Origin of the sequence: Salinimonas marina (genome assembly GCF_015644725.1) — a bacterium.
GTDB lineage: Bacteria > Pseudomonadota > Gammaproteobacteria > Enterobacterales > Alteromonadaceae > Alteromonas.
Genome location: NZ_CP064795.1, coordinates 87,501 through 105,975, shown reverse-complemented (window position 1 = coordinate 105,975; position 18,475 = coordinate 87,501). Strand labels below are relative to the sequence as shown.

Here is an 18,475-nt window from a genome sequence, read left to right as displayed (position 1 = left end):
CATGTTGATTCAGGTTCGGTTAATGCCTGAGCGGTTATAACAGTCTACATACTAAACGCTTCGGTAATGGAGCGTGATTAACCGCAAAATCTGTCGGCCGGACAGGTTCAAGGAGTATGTATGAAACTCTCAACCGTTGCGCTACTTACTGGCATTGCTGTTGCCGCTTCCGGGTTTAGCCTCCCGGTCCATGCTCAAAGCCAGATCTCCGGTAGTTACCATACCGAGACTCAGGCGCCCACGCTGGACGCCTTGCTGGCCCCTATCGCGTTATACCCTGATACGATACTGACTCACATCCTGATTGCCTCCACCTACCCGCTGGAAGTGGTGGCCGCCGATCGCTGGCGACAGGATAATCTGCATTTATCCGATGATGCGGTGGCCCGCAGTATTGAAAAATATAACTGGGATCCGAGTGTAAAAGCATTAGTGTTGTTTACTGATGTGCTGCATACCATGGCCGAAGACCTGAGCTGGCTGGATGCGCTGGGACAGCAGGTACTGGCCAGTCAGTCTGAGGTACTAAGCCGGGTGCAGGTGCTACGTCAGCAAGCCCTGGCCGCAGGCAATTTGCAGAGCAACCGTTATCAGCAGGTAACGCATACCCACAGTGCTATTGTGATTCATCCGGTCAGCCGCCACACGGTGTACCTGCCCTACTACGATACCCGGGTAATTTATGGGGCGCACTGGCGCCATCATCCGCCGACTTACTGGCATCGTCCGGCCCATTACCATCGCCGGGCGGGATTTTACTGGAGCCCGGGCATACATTTTTCAGCCATCTTTGATTTTGGCGCCATTCATTGGGCTAAACGGTATGTGGTGGTCAATCGTCAGGGTCCCCGACATTACCGGTATCATTCCCCGGTAAAGCGGGTCAAAGTTAAAGACTATCAGCGCTGGCAACCACAGCATCGAACCATCCGGAAACACTCAACCAGGGTGGTCAGACAGGCTGATGTCAGCCGATTTCATAAGTCACCACGTGTGACCCAGTCTAAACGTGTTACCACCGCAGACACCTACCCCAGCGCCCAACGTCCCGCGGCGGTGAAGCGCGTCGCCAAGTCGGATTATCATTCGGCTAACAAGCAGGTGCATAAGCCGGTAAATAAGCAGGTGAATAACCAATCGACGCCCACGGTGCGCAAACCTCATGTGCGATCGCAGCAGCAGGTGACCCGCTCAACCCAAAAGGTTCGCCACCAGCGCTCTGCCAATCGTCATCGGGACGGGCGAACCATCAAACGCCATACTGAGCGTTAGGCTGGCTGGGGTGGTTCAAGGTAACCAAGCATCGCCTCCACAAACCGGGCAGGCGATGCGGGATCCAAATTAAAGTATAACGACGGCTCAATCAGCTCTACCTCCATCACCGCCCAGTCATCGTTAAAACGCACCATATCTATGCGTGCATAGAGCGCCGATGCAGGCAATGCCGCCAGCGTTTGCTCGCCTACTGCCTGCATGCGGACTGACGCTGATACCAGCTCCAGTTGTCCGCCATGTTCTTCCTGTACCCTGAAATCATGTTGTTTCGGGGTTTTGATGATCGTGTGGCTCAGGGCGCCACCAAAATAAAAAAGTGAGTATTCACCCTCTTCAGTAATAGCATTAACGAAGGGCTGGATCATGTGGGGCCGCTGACCAAAGGTGTTTTGCAACTGCTGCTGATGATCTGCACAATTGTCAGGCGTCAGCCAGAATGTATCATCGGCATTGGCACTTACCGTAGGCTTAATCACCAGACCCTGGCTGGAAAAAGTCTCAAAACAACGCAGCAGGGCGTCATAGTCGAAGCAACTTGCCCAGTGAGTGGGTATCACTGGTACTCCCCGGGCGGCCAATTCCGTGAGATAGCTTTTATCAATATTCCACAACATTAATGCCAGTGGATTTTCCAGCCGGGTGTGCGCAGCGATATGTTTGAGCCGGGAAATAAAGGCATCAGGATCTTGCTGATAATCCCAGGTGCTGCGCACAATCACCAGGTCGTAATAGGTCCAGTCAATCCTGTCATTGCGCCACGACACCGTATCGGTCTGCCAGCCATGCTTGGCCAACGGTGCCGTTAACAACTCATCATATACAAAAAATTCTTCCAGGTTGTCGGTAGACAATAATGCGACACGTGGCATCGTGGACTCCTTTAAAAGGTAACCATCAGCTGCTGATTTTTAATCTGAACATCTTTTGGCGGACGATCGCCCAGCATCGGCAAATTGAGTTGGGCAAAATTTATCAGCAGGATAAGCGGTGCCGGCTGGTTCTTCATGCTCTGCAGGGTTTCAATAAGTTGTGAATGATCCCCCTCGGGCTGCTTTAACACTTCAAGATCAGTAAGCTGTGGCCGTAAAATGTTTAAGGTTCCCGACTGCGGCTGGTAATCAAGCTCACCCTGCAATCCGGCGCGGACAATGGCACTGTGTTGCTTATTTTGCCCATGGATAGTCACTGTCACATTCACCGCATTGTGCGCCTTCAAGGTCACCACCGGTTCAGAAAAGCGCATATCAACCCCCTGATATTGCCGGCTCTGGGGAAAGGCCATTTGCACCATTTGATTGAGATCGTTTTGTGACAACCGCAAATCCAGCCCCATCGCCGCTGTACTGACGAGCAGTATTGCACTGGCCCATATCCCGATAAATAGTTGTTTCATGCAGTGGAGTACCTTTTTGTTAAACCCATCAATTCACCCTACCATATCTGCCGCAATGCTATGGTAATGGTCTGCGCCCATCGCTATGATGAACCTCTTAGCCTTTTTCACAGCACAATGTAAACCAACAATGCCAGAAAATCTTCAAGCGATTCTCTCCACTACGTTATTTACCCTCTATGAGCGCACATTTACCGTGGGTGAAATTCTGTTGCTGCCACTCTTACTGGTTATCGGCTGGTGGCTGATTGATAAAATGGCGCACCTGGCGACGTACCGGTTACGTAAAAGCGGTGCCAGTGCCGACTCGGTACATTTGTTTAAGCGGATATTTTATATCATCGCCATGGCGGTCTTGCTGATCACCACCTTAGATGTACTGAATGTGCCGCTGACCGCGTTTGCCTTTTTGTCTGGCGCGGTGGCCATCGGGTTTGGCTTTGGTGCCCAGAATATTATCAATAATTTTATCAGTGGCTGGATTTTGATGTGGGAACGGCCTATCCGCATTGGTGACTTTCTGGAAGTCGATGGCGCCAGAGGCTCGGTAGAAGCCATCAATACCCGCTCCACCCGCATCCGCCGGGTCGACGGGGTGCATATGCTCATCCCCAACAGCAAGTTACTGGAAAATACGGTCATAAACTGGACCCTGATTGATTATCTTACCCGTACCTCGGTACGGGTCGGCGTGGCCTATGGCTCGGATTGTACGAAAGTTTCCTCATTGATCTTTGCCGCTGCCGACGCCCATGAACACATCTTAAAAGAGTCAAAACCTGTGGTAATTTTTGACGATTTTGGTGATAACGCGCTCATATTTGAAGTCTTTTTCTGGGTCAATGCATCGGTAGAGCGCGACCTGCGGCAGATTCGCAGTGAATTACGGTTTGCCATCGAGAAAAGTTTTCGTGAAGCGGGCATTGTCATTGCCTTTCCTCAGCGGGATATTCACGTGGATGGTACGTTACAGCTTACCCGGGCTCAGTTCGACAATATGCAATCCGGCACCACCAATAGCTAGCCGTGGCTGGTGAGCATTGCTCCCGACGTGGCGCGGCCAGACGTTGCGCGCAAGCAAATTAAAAAAAAAATGGTTGAGTGAAAAAGGCTGTGAGAAACAAGATGACCTGGTTTATAGCTATCGACCGGAGACGGCGCTGTCTGGTGTGGATGGTAAGAAAGGGTCGGTATGGCCCTGGTCTGAATACGGGCCTGAATACGCTTTGCCCGGTGTAGCTACCGTCATGAAACCGGTGGTGGAGCCTTGCTTAAAGGCTGCGGCAGAGGCTGTACAATAATACTTCTACAGCTCAATTGTGCCGCGGCCAGTCGCAACCGTGCGGGGGCGCCTGCTAAGGAGTTAGGCGCCGCCGGTTTCTGTTCCATCACCGCCCAGGCCTTTTAAGTGCGCCACCACACTGCGCCCCAGTGCACTTAAGTCATAACCGCCTTCAAGGCTACTGACAATGCGCCCCTCGCAATGCCTATCCGCTAGCTGGCGAATTTGATAGCTTATCCATTTGTAGTCATCCTCACCCAGGCGCAAGTGCGCCATGGGATCTTCGGCATGGCCGTCAAAGCCGGCTGAAATAATAATAAGCTGCGGCGCAAAACCATCTAACGTATCAAACCACCCTGCAATAGCCTGGCGGTATTGCTCGCCTTCGGCCCCCGGCGGTAACCCCACGGCCACGGTGTTGGAACTGGTGGTGTCAGGATCGCTGAACGGGTACAACGGATGTTCAAACGAAGAGCACAGCAATATACGCGCATCATCCTTAACAATATGTTCGGTGCCATTGCCATGATGCACATCAAAATCCACTATCGCCACCCGTTCAATATCGTCGCGCTGCAAAGCATATTTTGCCGCTAACGCCACATTATTGATTAAACAAAAGCCCATGGCCTTGTTTTTCTCTGCATGATGACCGGGGGGACGCACCATACAAAACGCCTGGCGGTCGTGGCCCTGCATGACCCAGTCTACCGCCTCGCAAGCGGCTCCGGCGGCGTAGCGCATGGCGCTCAGCGTCTTGTTCATCATGCCGGTTTCCTCATCAAACCAAACCGGCTCATTGTCAGGGGCGCTGGCAAACAAGCGGTCCACATAATCGGGGTCATGCGCCAGGTGCAAAAGTTGCTGACTGGCGGGCTGAGCATCTGCATGCTCACAGCTCATCTCCAGCCCCGAGACGATAAGCTGATCATTTATCGCATACAGTCGCTCGGGTGATTCGGGATGGTCATTGCCCATATCATGCAAGGTACAGTCGCGTCCGCGATAAATTCTCACTGTCATAGTGCTGCTTCCTCAAGTTTGAGCACCAGCTCGACATCGCTGGGATCATCACTGAATACCCGTTTAAAATTATGTTGCTCAAAAATACTGATCATTGGCTTATTACCCGCCCTGACATAGGCCACCATTTTGTCAATTTTTCGCTGGCAGGCAATGTCAATCAGCTGTACCAGCAGGCGTTTGGCCATCCCCTTGCCCTGATGCGTTTCCCGGGTCACAAAGGCTGCCTCACAACTGTTGTCTTCAGGGTAGTAATAAAACCGGCCCACGGCATGAATCGTAATCCGCGAACCATCCTGACGCACGATACACAGCGCGGCATCTGTGCTTTGGTCAACACTGACCAGGTCACAAGACTTTTCGCGGGACATTTGTTTGGGGTCGTAGTTGTAGCGCAGGCGTAGCGTTTCTTTGGTATGGGAATAAAAAAACTCCTGCAAACGTCGCTCATCTGCTGGGTTCAGGGGCCGCAAATAATAGGTTTCATTTTGCATCTGCAATTTTTGCAGCTGAATGCCTCCCAGTTCAGGAATGTCAGTCGGATACTTTTCCTGATAATGCGGAACCCAGTAGTGCGTACGTACTTCTTCGAGCAGCCTGGCCCGAAACTTAGGGTGTGCCACCCGAATCAGCTCCAAAGCCCGCTCCCGAATACTCTTGCCTTTAAGCGAAGCCACCCCGTATTCGGTCACCACATAATGTACGTTCCCTCGGGAGGTAACCACGCCGGCTCCTTCAGAGATACTGGGTACAATCCGGGAAATGGTTTCGTTTTTGGCGGTTGAAGGCAGCGCAATAATGGGTTTACCGCCTTTGCTGATAGACGCCCCGGTGACAAAATCCACCTGTCCGCCAATGCCTGAATAAAAGTCATGGCCAATGGAGTCCGCCACTACCTGACCGGTCAAGTCCACTTCCAGCGCGCTGTTGATGGCCACCATATTGTCGTTTTTGGCAATATTGGTGGGTTTGTTCACATAACTGCTGGCATAAAATTCCACGTGGGGATTGTTATTGATAAAGTCATACAGACGCTGACTGCCAATGGCAAAGCTGGTCACGACTTTGCCCGGATGAAAGGTTTTTTTGCGATTGGTGACGGCCCCGGATTCGATCAGCTCGATGATACTGTCGGTGAGCATTTCGCTGTGAATGCCTAAATCCTTATGATGGCAAAGATACTTCAGGGTAGCGCTGGGAATTTTGCCTATCCCGAATTGCAAGGTAGCTCCATCATCCACCAGCATCGACACATATTGCCCGATACGCTCTGCCTGCGTATCCACCGGCGGCGGCTCCACGGCCACCAAAGGTTCATCGGCCTCGATACAGGCGCTGATTTCGCTAATATGTACATAAGAATGCCCGGTGGTGCGAGGGACCTCAGCATTAATTTGCGCAATGATGAGCTTGGTATGCCGCACCGCTGACATACAGATATCCACTGATGCGCCCAGCGAGCAATAACCAAACTCATCCGGCGGACTGACATTGATTAAGACCGCGTCCAGCGCTAAAGCGCCTTCGGTGAATAAGCTGGAAATTTCAGATAAAAAACAGGGCGTGTAGTCGGCCCGCCCTTCATCTACCGCCCGCCGCACTTCTGCGCCGCCGATAAAAAATGTATTCACTTTAAATAAGCGCCGGTATTCTTCTCTGGCCCACGGCGTAGCACCTAACGCAAGTCCATGAACCAGTTCAATGTCGCTAAAACCCTGACTGTTGTCGATGAGATTTTGCATCAATGCATGCGGCACACTGGCATGGCCCCCGACAAATACTCTGCACCCGGATTTGAGCAATTTTTGCCAGTGGGGCGCAGGCGGTAATGAAATCGTCATGTAAACTTCCCCTGCTTACTGAGTGAACGCTCATCATGCCACACAAACTGATTGTTATTCAGCCCTGGGTCTAGCCGTTTAGTCGTAGAAGGTGCTTTCACCGTTTCTCAGGCTATAAAAAACGGCCCTGAAAAGGACCGTTTTATGCACTGCACTCAAACCGTGATGCTGTTTTTCTTACCTGTTTTGTTTGTGAAACAGACGTTCGACGGCCACATAGAACATTGGCACAAAGAATATTGCCAGGAAAGTAGCCGCCAGCATGCCGCCCATTACGGCGATACCGATAGCGTTCTGACTGGTGGCTCCAGCGCCGCTGGCCAGGGCTAGGGGCGTAACCCCCAGAATAAACGCCATGGAGGTCATCAGAATCGGACGAAAACGTTGTTTGGCTGCGATAGCCACCGCACTCATCAAATCGGTGCCGTGCTCGAGCTCTTCTTTGGCAAACTCGACAATCAATATCGCATTTTTTGCTGCCAGCCCCACCGTGGTCAAAAAGGCGACTTGCAGATACACATCATTGGGTAAGCCAAACAAGAAAGCCGCAACTACAGAGCCCAGTATGCCCAGCGGCACCACCAGCATAACCGCAAAGGGCACCGACCAGCTTTCGTACAGGGCTGCCAGACACAAGAACACCACCAGAATCGAGATGGCGTAAAGCATAGGCGCCTGCGAGCCCGCTTCTTTTTCTTCAAACGACAGTCCGGACCAGGCCAAATCAAAGCCCTGAGGCAACTGTTGTACTAACCGTTGCATTTCGTCCATGGCTTCACCGGTAGACACACCCGGCGCCGGGCTACCCTGAATATTGACCGATGAAATACCATTAAACCGTTCCAGTTTGGGCGAGCCATTTTCCCAGCTGGTGGTGGAAAATGAACTAAACGCCACCATCTCGCCAGCATTGTTGCGCACATACCAGCTATCGAGATCTTCTGGATTCATCCGATACGGCGCATCCGCCTGCAAATACACCCGCTTTATCCGGCCATCGTCAATAAAGTCATTGACGTACGCCGACCCCCAGGCCAGTTGCAGTGAATTATTAATATCACCCAGGGAGACCCCCAGTGCGGCCGCCTTTTCACTGTCAATATCTATCTTGAACTGCGGCACATCACTTAAACCGTTGGGTCGCACACCATTAAGAACCTCAGACTGCGCCGCCATGCCCAGCAGCTGGTTTCGGGCATTCATCAGGGCCTCGTGGCCGCGGCTGGCCCGGTCAACCAACTGCATATTAAAGCCGGTGGCATTGCCCAATTCACGAATAGGGGGCGGCATAATAGGAAAGGCCTGGGCATCTTTTATCTGACTGAATTCTTTAAACGCATCCTGCAAAATGGCAAAGGCACTTTGTGACTCGTCACGTTCACTCCAGTCATTAAGATGTACAAACCCCATGGCCGCATTTTGTGCAGCACCGGCAAAACTAAAGCCCACCACGGTAAATAAGTCATGGGTGACATCCCCTTTTTCTTCCAAGAAGAATTGTTCAACCTCTTTGACCGATTCCAGCGTGCGCTCGGCTGTCGAACCCGGCGGCGTACTTAGCAGCACCATCAGACTGCCCTGATCTTCATTGGGCAGAAAAGCCCCCGGCAATCGCATAAAGATCAACACCATCCCGGCTACCAACACGCCATAAACCGCAAGGTATCGCTTAAATCGGTGCGCCATATGGGTGGTGGCTTGTTGATAACGATCGCGGCCCTTATTGAAGTTGCGGTTAAACCAGCCGGCGAAGCCCTTGTTGCGATCTTTTTCCGGATCATGTTTTTTAAGCAATGTGGCACACAGGGAGGGTGACAAAATAATCGCCACCAGTACCGAAAACGCCATGGCCGACACAATCGTAATTGAGAACTGACGGTAAATGGAGCCTGCAGAACCACTGAAAAAGGCCATAGGGATAAAGACGGTAGAAAGTACCGCGGCAATACCTACCAGGGCACTGGTGATTTGGCCCATGGATTTTTTGGTGGCGTCTTTAGGCGATAACCCCTCTTCTTCCATAATCCGTTCGACATTTTCCACCACCACGATGGCATCATCGACCAGCAAGCCGATGGCCAGCACCATGGCAAACATCGTTAGCACATTAATACTAAAGCCAAAGGCATAGAGCACCGCAAAGGTACCCAGTAATACCACCGGAACCGCAATAGTGGGGATCAGGGTGGCGCGCCAGTTTTGCAAAAAAAGCAGCATCACCAGAAATACCAGAACCACGGCTTCAATTAAGGTTTTTACCACCGACTCAATCGACAACTCGATAAACGGTGACGAGTCTACCGGATAGACCACCTCCACGCCGTCAGGTATTTGTCCTTCCAGTTCAGCAATACGTTGCTTAACCCGTTCGATGGTATCAAGCGCGTTAGCCCCCGAGGCCAGACTCACCGCCATCCCAGAAGCAGGTTTGCCTTTGTAGCGGGTAATGTACCCATAGGTCTGAGAGCCCAGCTCTACCCGGGCTACATCTTTGAGCCGGACCTGCGAACCATCGGTGTTAACCCGCAAGATGATATTTTCAAAATCTTCCACATTTTGCAGTAACGATTGCGCCTGAATGGTGGCATTGATTTGCTGGTTATCTACCGCCGGCATACCGCCCAGCTGCCCGGCCGACACATCGGTATTCTGGGTTTTCAAAGCCTGCTGCACATCCACCGGCGTCAGGTTGAAGCTGTACAGTTTATCCGGATTCAGCCACACCCGCATAGAGCGCTGCGCGCCAAATACCCGTACGCTACCCACCCCATTGACCCGCGAAATCGGATCGCGGAATTCGGATACCAGCAAATCACTTAAATCAAACTGCGATTGCTGCTCATCCGTGGAGTAAAAGCCGATCACCAGCGCAAACGCATCGTTTGACTTGGTGACGGTAACCCCCTGCTGCTGCACCGACGCAGGTAACAGTGATACTGCACTTTGCACCTTGTTTTGGGTTTGGACCTGAGCGGTATCAGGATCGGTACCAGGTTCAAAGGTCAGCGTTATAGACATACTGCCGCGCTGTGAACTGGATGAGAAGTAACGCAGATTATCAATGCCATTAAGGTTTTGCTCGATGACCTGGGTGACCGAGTTTTCGACGCTTTTGGCTGACGCACCTGGGTAATTCGCATTAATCGACACCGATGGCGGGGCTACTTTAGGATACTGCTCGATTGGCAGATTATTAATCGCCAGAATACCGGTAAGCATAGTGATGATTGCCAAAACCCAGGCAAAGACGGGTCGATCGATAAAAAAACGTGCCATAGATCTGAATTCCTGCCGGTTGTGGGATTAGCGCTTTTTCGGGTCTTGCTGCCAGGGTTGCGGGGTCACCTGCGCGCCTGGTTTCACTTTTTGATAACCTGCGATGATGACTTTATCGCCCTCGCTTACACCCGAGGTCACCAGATACTGGCTCTGGTAGCTACGTACCACCTCAAGAACGCGCGCTTCTACCGTATTATTACTGCCTACCACATACACGGTTAACGCGCCGTCCGGCTGACGCATAGTGGCGCGCTGGGGTACCAGTAACCCCTGTTCCTGCGACTTAATAATATTGGTTTTCACAAACAATCCTGGCATCAATACACTGTCAGGGTTGGGCACCACCGCCCGCAGGGTCACACTGCCGGTGCTTTCATCCACGGTTACTTCGGAGAACTTCAGTTTGCCCTGCCGTTCGTACCGGCTGTTACTGGCTTCATCCAGCACAATTTCTACCGGCATTTCGTCTCGGTTTTGCATAGAGCGACGTAATTCTACGATGGCTTTGCCAGAATTCTGCATATCCACGAAGACCGGATCCAGCTGGGTAATGGTGGCCAGCTCCTGAGCCTGATTGGCGGTAACCAGCGTACCTTCGGTCACATAAGAGCGGCTTATCTGGCCACTGATAGGCGCATACACCTTGGTATAGTCGACATTCACCCTGGCCAGCTCTATCGCCGCCTGCGCCACAGCAATCTGCGCCTCAGCCTGGTCGGTCTGGGCCGCCACATCATCGTATTCCTGCTCGCTCACGGAGTTTTTAGCCAGCAAGTCTTTATAACGTTTTTCTTTTGCTTTCAGTGTTTTAAGGTTTGCCTGAGCACTTTTAAGATCGGCTTTGGTACTGGCTAATTCGGCTTTGTAGCGGGCATCGTCAATTTGATACAACTGCTGCCCTTTTTCAACCACCGCCCCCTCTTCAAATAAACGGTCAGTGATCACCCCGGCCACCTGCGGGCGTACCTGAGACTGCTGAAAAGGAGTAATTCGGCCTGGCAGCGACAAAATATCCGGCACCGTGGTCCGCTCTATCGTGACGACTGATACCGCCGTCGCAGCAGGTTGTTGTGGTCCCTGGTTCGCTGAGCCTGATTTAGAATCTGGTGAGCAGCCCGCCAATAGTATGACCGCTAAACTTGCCGTCACCGCCAAAAAAATGTGCTTCATAGTATGTGATTTCCCGAATATACACTGGACAAAATGATGCTGAACCTTTACCGTTTTAAAGATACGTTCTTGTATGTATGTTGTCAAACTCAAGTGGAAGCAGCCAGTTATGCGCCGAACCAAAGAAGATGCGGAACAAACCAAACTAGCCATCCTTGAAGCGGCCCTGGATGTATTTTATGAGCGCGGGGTGGCCAAAGCCTCTCTGGAAGAAGTCGCCAGAGCCGCCAGTGTCACGCGTGGAGCGGTGTACTGGCATTTCAAAAATAAAATAGAAATTTTTGAAGCGCTGCATGAAAACCTGCATACGCCTTTTATTGAACAAATTCTGGAAGGACTGGAAGTAGAACATCCCAATCCGGTCGAACAGCTACAACGCATCTGTACTCAGTTGATATTGAGATTGGAGCAGGACCCGCAGTTGCGAAAAGCCATTCAGCTGTTTATGTTTAAATGTGACTATTCAGGTGAGCTGGCTGCGTGCAAAGTACGCTTTAATGCCAAAAAACGGGATAAACTGCGGGCCTTTGAAGCTTATTTTGAAAAAGCGCTGCACCAGCAGACACTGCCGTTGTCTGCGGACCCGCGTTTGCTGGCGTTATCAGTCAACTGCTTCTTTCGTGGTGTAGTCAGTGAGTATCTTGACTCCCCTCAGGAGTTTCAACCAGGGCATGATGTGCCTCAAATGATGCAATTGTTCTTCAATGGTATTTTACCGCCTGCAGGCAGATAACCTGCCGGCCCCGCTTATTTATCCCTGACCAGTGGTGTTTGCCTGTAGTAACAGCTTATAGGCCTGATTGAGTTGTTGGGTAAATTGGGTGTCTCCACCCTTATCCGGATGATGCAGGTGCTGAAGTTTGCGATATTGATGTTTAAGTTTGCCGGGGTCTTGCCACTGTGTATCGTCTATCGCTAAGGTTTGGCAGGCAGCCCGAATATCCTGTTCATTTATCCCGTCCCGCGTTCCTGCCATTTTTTGCCAGAAATCATCCAACATGGCCTCGATATCTTCGCTTTGGGTCCGGGTGAAGTTATCCCAGTTCAGATAGTAATTTTGCAGCGGTTATTCCGCTACTGGTAGACACGACAGTGTCTCGCCTGCCACTGATACCAGTTTTATAGACAAGGCGCTTATCTGTAATTTTTCAGCATTGTGTATCCAATCCTGCTGAATCTGGTATAAGCAATGAAACAATAAAAAATGGGTCTGAAATAACGTTAAGTTATCGCCTAAGGCATCCGCATCGAAAATACAATAAGGCGCCCCGGTTAGCTTTTGAATCAGCTGATATTCGCTGATGCCGTTACGCAGACAGGCTCGCTCTGCCTCAAGGGCCTGGCGCAGCGTTAGCAGTAGTGGGTGATCAGTCTTGCTCACAAAATATCCTGTTTACGTAGCCATCAATAAAGATTAATTTTATACCAGATTAGAATGTGACCGGGTTAATCTGGTTTAACTATTCATATAACCACAAGAAGGAACATCTTTTGAAATTTTTAGTCGCAATAACCAGTTTTGTTGGTTTTCTAATGGTCGTGTTACCCGGCCTGCTTTATCAGTTTTTCGGGCTGGATTTAGGTACTGCGTTTACGGTGTTTCGATACGGTGTTTATGTGGGCGGCGCAGCACTGGTCCTGATCCTGTTACAGGTACTGTTTGCCCGCAAGAGTATGCGTTTAGGCGCCACATTCATCTATGCTCTGCTGGCATTAGTCGCGGTGGGCTTGCCATTAAGCATGATGAACAAGGGAAAATCCGTGCCGCCGATTCATGACATTACCACCGATACTCAAAACCCGCCGCAATTTGATGCGATATTGCCCTTGCGTAAAGATGCTCCGAATCCTGCCACATATGCCGGCGGCGAAATCACTGAACAACAATTACGCGCCTACCCGGATATTAAAACCCAGGTCTTTGCGTTATCGATAGAAGAGCTCTTTCCTGTAGCGGTAAACAGTGTCGAGGCGCTGGGCTGGGAAATCGCCGCTAAAAATACAACCAATTACACCATCGAAGCCACTGACACAACTTTGTGGTTTGGCTTTAAAGATGACGTAATTATTCGCTTAACTGCACAAGGTGAGGACACCTTGGTAGATATTCGTAGCAAATCACGTGTAGGAAAAAGCGATTTAGGCAAAAATGCCGAGCGGATACAGTTATTTTTTAAGACATTACGTGAACGTACTAATTCTCCTGCTAACTAACACCCTGATCTCCGAGGTAGGTTTTTACGCAGAGATTTGCTGGCTTGGTAAAGCGCGGCAGGCTTCGCCTTAATAACATCGTTCGGAGCTACGTTTGTAAATGTCCGGCGTTGGTGTACTGACTTGTGCGTCGGTACACCTTCACTTATCTGCCCCTTCCTGGTTTTTATTTCGCTGAACTGTTTATAGCAAGCAGACCGCGCTGATAAGCACCCACCATTGTTCGCCTCTGATATAAGTCTCGGGATCACAGTCTCAGGTTCTGATGAGTCAGCTTTCTTTTACCGCCCTGGCGAAGGCTCACCCTTTCATCGACAATCAAAAATAATAATTACTTTTTTAATATCAATTCTTAATATGAATCAGGATAGTTTTAATAGATTATATCAATTGAATTAATGGTTTTTGATTTACCAATACTATCTTCTATTATCCTTCCACATTCAAAAGGCCAGTGCCTTTTGGGGCTACGACAGATAATGGAGGAATTTATGTCGAATAAACGCTGTCCCATGACCACCAGTGCAGGTGCACCGGTTGCTAATGATAACCAAAGCCGTACGGCCGGTCCTCGCGGCCCGCTATCTTTTGATAACCATTATCTGTTTGAAAAGCTGGCTCACTTTAACCGTGAACGTATCCCCGAGCGGGTTGTGCACGCCCGCGGTAGTGCAGCTTACGGAACGTTTACGCTGACCAGAAGCTTGCGAGACTATACCGTGGCCGACTTTTTACAGGAACCTGGTCAGCAAACGGATATCTTCTTGCGCTTTTCTACCGTGGGGGGTGGTCAGGATTCCAGTGATTACGCTCGGGATCCCCGGGGTTTTGCCCTTAAGTTTTATACCGGCCGAGGTAACTGGGATATTGTCGGCAATAACACCCCGGTATTTTTCTTGCGCGATGGAATCAAGTTCCCCGACTTTATCCATAGCCAGAAAAAGCATCCCAGAACCAATCTGCCGGATCCGCAGGCAATCTATGAATTTTGGGCCAATAACCCGCAGTCGCTGCACCAGTCGACCATTTTGATGTCTGATCGTGGTATCCCCCTGTCGTATCGACACATCAATGGTTATAGCTCGCACACCCTTAGTTTATGGAACGAACACGGCGAGCGGTTTTGGGTAAAGTGGCACTTTAAAACCAATCAGGGTATCAAAACCCTGACGAATGCAGAGGCAGCGACACGCCCGGCATTTGGGGCCCAGCAGGACTTGGTCGACAGTATCGATAAAGGCGAATTTCCATCATGGACCGTGAAAGTGCAAATTATGACGGAAGAAGAAGCAAAAAATTATCGTATTAATCCGTTTGATGTGACAAAAGTATGGCCACACCGCGACTATCCATTAATTGAAATTGGTCAGCTCGAGCTTAATCGCAATGTCGATAATTTCTTTGCTGAAAATGAACAGGCAGCTTTTGCGCCCAGTAATCTGGTGCCAGGGGTGGGAGTATCTCCTGATAGGATGTTACAGGCTCGGCTACTGGCATATCAGGACGCTCACCGCTACCGGATTGGCGCAAACTACAATCAGATTCCGGTTAACGCGCCGCGTTGCCCGGTTCACAATTATCAGCGTGACGGGGCCTTCGCCGGCATTACCCCAAGTATCGCGGGGAACGGGGCTAACTTCTATCCGAATAATCGGGTGGATCATGGCGCGCCCGCTGAAGTGCCCGACGTGCAGGAACCACCCCTGGCGCTGGAGCACGATGCCTGGTTAGATATATATGATAATCAGCACGAGGATAACTTTAACCAGGCCGGGGAGTTGTTCTGCCTGATGAATGAGGATCATAAAAGACAGTTGGTAGATAATATTGCTGACGGATTAAGCCAATGTACGCAAGCTGTGCAACAGGCCATGTTCGAACAATATGCCCACGCTCATGCAGATTACGGAAAACGCGTCAGACAAGAAGTGCTTAATCGCCTCGGCTGAGAATTAAAGCGCATCGTTGGCGAATTGAGTGATGCTTAAAACTAACAAAACAGCCCGGCTATTAAACCGGGTTGGTTTATGCCGGGATAGCAATCAGGGTAGTTAACTCCCGCCCTCCCATTAAGGACAAACAAATCTTATTAAAGCACAGGGACTATTCATTGGGTTAACAGAACACCTCACTGGCAATGGTTGCAAAAGATTCAAACTGGGGTTTACCAAAGAAATATCCCTGCTGTTTAACCACCCCCATTGCAGCCAGGGTATCCCGCTCTGCTTTTGTTTCCACTCCCTCTGCCAGTACCTCTATCTCCAGCTGCCGGCACAAAGAAGTCAGGCTGTGAACAATGGCTTTCTTTCGGCGGTTGGTATCTATATCTCTAATCAGGTGCATATCAATTTTTATGCTGTCGGGGGATAGGTCAGCCAACCAGTCGAGGTTAGCGTACCCTGATCCAAAATCATCTAAAGCGGTCGCGAACCCCAGCTTTTTATGGTGATCGATAATTCGTTGCAGGTGACGCCTATCATTGATGGGCGTACTTTCAACCACTTCAAAGGTAATGTTGGATAAAGGGAAGCCATAGCGCCGGGCAGCATTTAAAGTCGTTTGTATACAAATCTCCGGCCGATAGATTGCACCCGGTATAAAGTTGATATTAAGCCTTTCACTGATGCCCGCGGCAGCTGCCAGGGCAACCGCTTTAACCCTGCAGGCCTGATCAAAGCGGTAAATGTGCTCAGCTTTTACTTTTTCGATAACCGTATAAGCTGGCTCATTACTCAATCCGCGAACTAACCCTTCATAAGCAAAGACAATGCGCCTCTCAAGATCCACAAGGGGCTGAAAAGCCATAGTAAAATCAAAGGGTAGAGCCTCACCGTTACGACAACCCTCACACGATAACGCCTGGGCGTTCTCTTCTATAATATAAAGAGGAAGCTCGCGGGCAGATACATTATTAAATTTCCCCATGGTAACTTTAAAATCCAATTTTAAATATTGATCAAGGTCCTTTGTGCCATCCTACCTTACCAATCGGCAGATCGCCTATTTTTAATACTATGCTGTAAAAAAGATTTATCATAATAAAAGATGACTTAACTGCTGCTTAGTGTCAGACGTTTCGGATAAATTCCACATAATCAGAGCGTGGCTGGTCAATTAGAGAGTCGGAAAGGGCTTCTTCGTAATGGCAGCTCTCTCGCCGGCAATGGACCGTTCACTTCGTGACGAGTTCTACCTTTGGCAACCACGTTGTTACATGGGGGCGTAGGTTGACCGAATGTCCGGTGGACATTCGCAGCGACCGTAGCGGCGCGCCACGGATGGGTGAGGCTCCGGTTTGCAACGCAAATTTAAGGTGACTTAACGTCACCTTAAAAGGAACGAACGGGCGTACAGGACGTACGCCCTGGCACTAACCAACATGGATGTTTCCGAATGCAATGACTCAACTACACGATGTGTTGGGTTTAGTCTGCCACTACATTTTATCATGTGCGTACGCGCAGCTATGCTGAGCATATACGAAAAAAGCCCACTCAATGAGTGGGCTTTTTTCGTGTAATGAGGAGCTCCGTAGCCGGCAAGGGACAGTGTGCTACTCTCACATGGGGGTAAATCACGCCAGGGCGAGGATTAAGTATCCTCGTCAGTGATTTACGGCTCGCCAGGGAGGGCGAGACTGGTGGCAGCACCAGGGATGGGTGAGGCTCCGGTTTGCAACGCAAATTTAAGGTGACTTAACGTCACCTTAAAAGGAACGAACGCGAGCATAGGAAGTGCGAGCTGGCACTACGCCACATGGAAGTGTGGGTTTGCATCAGCCCAAACGGGAACAAAGAGTCAACACTATTGAGAATGAGACACATATACGAAAAAAGCCCACTCAAATGAGTGGGCTTCTTCGTGTAATGAGGAGCTCCGTAGCCGGCAAGGGACAGTGTGCTACTCTCACATGGGGGTAAATCACGCCAGGGCGAGGATTAAGTATCCTCGTCAGTGATTTACGGCTCGCCAGGGAGGGCGAGAATGGTGGCAGCACCAGGGATGGGTTGTTACCCCTGCGCCAATGCAGTGCTTGCCGCTTCGTTCCCCACGATGGGTTGGGTTACCGTTGAAGTAGCATCGCAGGATGCTGCTTCTTAAAACAAAAAACCCCGCATGCGCGGGGTTTTTTGTTTTCGAATGAGGAGCTTGGCGGTGTGCTACTCTCACATGGGGAATCCCCACACTACCATCGCCGCTAACGTGTTTCACTTCTGAGTTCGGAATGGGATCAGGTGGTGCCACGTCGCTATGGCCGCCAAGCAAAAAAGGTTGTTACCGGCTGCGCCGATAACATAACAATTTGGGAAATCTGATATTCAATCAATCACTGAGTAACATGCTACTCTGACTTATACTTTCAATATTTAGCTTGTCTTTCTACAACCGTTCGCGCTAAAGCCGCTTCGGGTTGTATGGTTAAGCCTTTCGGGCAATTAGTACAGGTTAGCTTAACGCCTTACAACGCTTCCACACCCTGCCTATCAACGTTGTCGTCTTCAACAACCCTTCCAGACCTTAAAGGTCAGGGATGACTCATCTTGGGTTCGGCTTCCCGCTTAGATGCTTTCAGCGGTTATCCGTTCCGAACGTAGCTACCGGGCAATGCTATTGGCATAACAACCCGAACACCAGCGGTTCGTCCACTCCGGTCCTCTCGTACTAGGAGCAGCTCCCCTCAATCATCCAACGCCCACACCAGATAGGGACCGAACTGTCTCACGACGTTCTAAACCCAGCTCGCGTACCACTTTAAATGGCGAACAGCCATACCCTTGGGACCGACTTCAGCCCCAGGATGTGATGAGCCGACATCGAGGTGCCAAACACCGCCGTCGATATGAACTCTTGGGCGGTATCAGCCTGTTATCCCCGGAGTACCTTTTATCCGTTGAGCGATGGCCCTTCCATACAGAACCACCGGATCACTATGACCTACTTTCGTACCTGCTCGACGTGTCTGTCTCGCAGTTAAGCTAGCTTATGCCATTGCACTAA

The 18,475-nt window shown here is 50.4% G+C and carries 12 protein-coding genes, 2 rRNA genes and 1 pseudogene (1 of these 15 running past the window's edge); 5 read left to right on the top strand and 10 right to left on the bottom strand.

From position 1 onward, the window contains the following. Positions 1–120 precede the first annotated feature (120 nt). The gene (locus tag IT774_RS00450; protein ID WP_195810878.1) at positions 121–1,272 is read left to right on the top strand and encodes a DUF3300 domain-containing protein; all 1,152 of its coding nucleotides are present in this window, start codon (positions 121–123) and stop codon (positions 1,270–1,272) included. Here the strand turns inward: IT774_RS00450 and IT774_RS00445 are convergent. After that, positions 1,269–2,144 (bottom strand): ATP-grasp domain-containing protein, encoded by an 876-nt coding sequence (locus IT774_RS00445; protein WP_195810877.1) that lies wholly within the window; start codon positions 2,142–2,144, stop codon positions 1,269–1,271. The two genes, IT774_RS00450 and IT774_RS00445, sit on opposite strands and share 4 nt — an antisense overlap. Before the next feature lie 11 nt (positions 2,145–2,155). Then, complete coding sequence (locus IT774_RS00440; protein ID WP_195810876.1) at positions 2,156–2,668, bottom strand: hypothetical protein; 513 nt, start codon at positions 2,666–2,668, stop codon at positions 2,156–2,158. Between the two features lie 130 nt (positions 2,669–2,798). Here IT774_RS00440 and IT774_RS00435 point away from each other — a divergent pair, with 130 nt between their 5' ends. Continuing rightward, complete coding sequence (locus tag IT774_RS00435; RefSeq protein WP_195810875.1) at positions 2,799–3,692, top strand: mechanosensitive ion channel family protein; 894 nt, start codon at positions 2,799–2,801, stop codon at positions 3,690–3,692. A gap of 339 nt (positions 3,693–4,031) precedes the next feature. On the opposite strand, the gene IT774_RS00430 is transcribed toward IT774_RS00435, so the two are convergent. The 4 genes from IT774_RS00430 to IT774_RS00415 form a co-directional block, all read right to left on the bottom strand. Further along, positions 4,032–4,973 carry a histone deacetylase family protein gene (locus IT774_RS00430; protein ID WP_195810874.1) on the bottom strand — a complete coding sequence of 314 codons (942 nt, stop codon included), beginning with the start codon at positions 4,971–4,973 and terminating at the stop codon, positions 4,032–4,034. Continuing rightward, complete coding sequence (locus tag IT774_RS00425) at positions 4,970–6,814, bottom strand: bifunctional acetyl-CoA hydrolase/transferase family protein/GNAT family N-acetyltransferase (RefSeq protein WP_195810873.1); 1,845 nt, start codon at positions 6,812–6,814, stop codon at positions 4,970–4,972. The genes IT774_RS00430 and IT774_RS00425 overlap by 4 nt, the downstream gene beginning before the upstream one ends. Before the next feature lie 177 nt (positions 6,815–6,991). Next, positions 6,992–10,090 carry an efflux RND transporter permease subunit gene (locus tag IT774_RS00420; RefSeq protein ID WP_195810872.1) on the bottom strand — a complete coding sequence of 1,033 codons (3,099 nt, stop codon included), beginning with the start codon at positions 10,088–10,090 and terminating at the stop codon, positions 6,992–6,994. 27 nt (positions 10,091–10,117) lie between these two features. Further along, positions 10,118–11,263 (bottom strand): efflux RND transporter periplasmic adaptor subunit, encoded by a 1,146-nt coding sequence (locus IT774_RS00415; protein ID WP_195810871.1) that lies wholly within the window; start codon positions 11,261–11,263, stop codon positions 10,118–10,120. A gap of 109 nt (positions 11,264–11,372) precedes the next feature. Here IT774_RS00415 and IT774_RS00410 point away from each other — a divergent pair, with 109 nt between their 5' ends. Then, positions 11,373–11,996: a TetR family transcriptional regulator gene (locus IT774_RS00410; RefSeq protein WP_195810870.1), complete on the top strand. Its 624-nt coding sequence runs from the start codon at positions 11,373–11,375 to the stop codon at positions 11,994–11,996. Between the two features lie 18 nt (positions 11,997–12,014). On the opposite strand, the pseudogene IT774_RS17675 reads toward IT774_RS00410, so the two are convergent. Further along, a pseudogene (locus tag IT774_RS17675) lies at positions 12,015–12,644 on the bottom strand (DNA-J related domain-containing protein). A 110-nt stretch (positions 12,645–12,754) separates the two neighbouring features. Here IT774_RS17675 and IT774_RS00395 point away from each other — a divergent pair. Together IT774_RS00395 and IT774_RS00390 are read left to right on the top strand one after the other, a co-directional pair. Next, positions 12,755–13,477: a DUF1499 domain-containing protein gene (locus tag IT774_RS00395; protein WP_195810868.1), complete on the top strand. Its 723-nt coding sequence runs from the start codon at positions 12,755–12,757 to the stop codon at positions 13,475–13,477. 491 nt (positions 13,478–13,968) lie between these two features. After that, the gene (locus IT774_RS00390) at positions 13,969–15,426 is read left to right on the top strand and encodes a catalase (RefSeq protein WP_218958936.1); all 1,458 of its coding nucleotides are present in this window, start codon (positions 13,969–13,971) and stop codon (positions 15,424–15,426) included. Between the two features lie 166 nt (positions 15,427–15,592). On the opposite strand, the gene IT774_RS00385 is transcribed toward IT774_RS00390, so the two are convergent. From IT774_RS00385 to IT774_RS00375, 3 genes are all read right to left on the bottom strand, one after another. Then, complete coding sequence (locus IT774_RS00385) at positions 15,593–16,402, bottom strand: EAL domain-containing protein (protein WP_195810867.1); 810 nt, start codon at positions 16,400–16,402, stop codon at positions 15,593–15,595. A gap of 1,222 nt (positions 16,403–17,624) precedes the next feature. Then, positions 17,625–17,740 (bottom strand): 5S ribosomal RNA (gene rrf, locus IT774_RS00380). Positions 17,741–17,892: 152 nt separating this feature from the next. Continuing rightward, positions 17,893–18,475 (bottom strand): 23S ribosomal RNA (locus IT774_RS00375); it runs 2,298 nt beyond the window's last position.

What these genes read in the sequence shown, in the direction of transcription:
- IT774_RS00415 (WP_195810871.1), bottom strand. Translation starts at nt 11,263, where the DNA reads ATGAAGCACATTTTTTTGGCGGTGACGGCAAGTTTAGCGGTCATACTA.
- IT774_RS00430 (WP_195810874.1), bottom strand. Translation starts at nt 4,973, where the DNA reads ATGACAGTGAGAATTTATCGCGGACGCGACTGTACCTTGCATGATATG.
- IT774_RS00390 (WP_218958936.1), top strand. Translation starts at nt 13,969, where the DNA reads ATGTCGAATAAACGCTGTCCCATGACCACCAGTGCAGGTGCACCGGTT.
- IT774_RS00420 (WP_195810872.1), bottom strand. Translation starts at nt 10,090, where the DNA reads ATGGCACGTTTTTTTATCGATCGACCCGTCTTTGCCTGGGTTTTGGCA.
- IT774_RS00445 (WP_195810877.1), bottom strand. Translation starts at nt 2,144, where the DNA reads ATGCCACGTGTCGCATTATTGTCTACCGACAACCTGGAAGAATTTTTT.
- IT774_RS00425 (WP_195810873.1), bottom strand. Translation starts at nt 6,814, where the DNA reads ATGACGATTTCATTACCGCCTGCGCCCCACTGGCAAAAATTGCTCAAA.
- IT774_RS00450 (WP_195810878.1), top strand. Translation starts at nt 121, where the DNA reads ATGAAACTCTCAACCGTTGCGCTACTTACTGGCATTGCTGTTGCCGCT.
- IT774_RS00435 (WP_195810875.1), top strand. Translation starts at nt 2,799, where the DNA reads ATGCCAGAAAATCTTCAAGCGATTCTCTCCACTACGTTATTTACCCTC.
- IT774_RS00385 (WP_195810867.1), bottom strand. Translation starts at nt 16,402, where the DNA reads ATGGGGAAATTTAATAATGTATCTGCCCGCGAGCTTCCTCTTTATATT.
- IT774_RS00410 (WP_195810870.1), top strand. Translation starts at nt 11,373, where the DNA reads ATGCGCCGAACCAAAGAAGATGCGGAACAAACCAAACTAGCCATCCTT.
- IT774_RS00440 (WP_195810876.1), bottom strand. Translation starts at nt 2,668, where the DNA reads ATGAAACAACTATTTATCGGGATATGGGCCAGTGCAATACTGCTCGTC.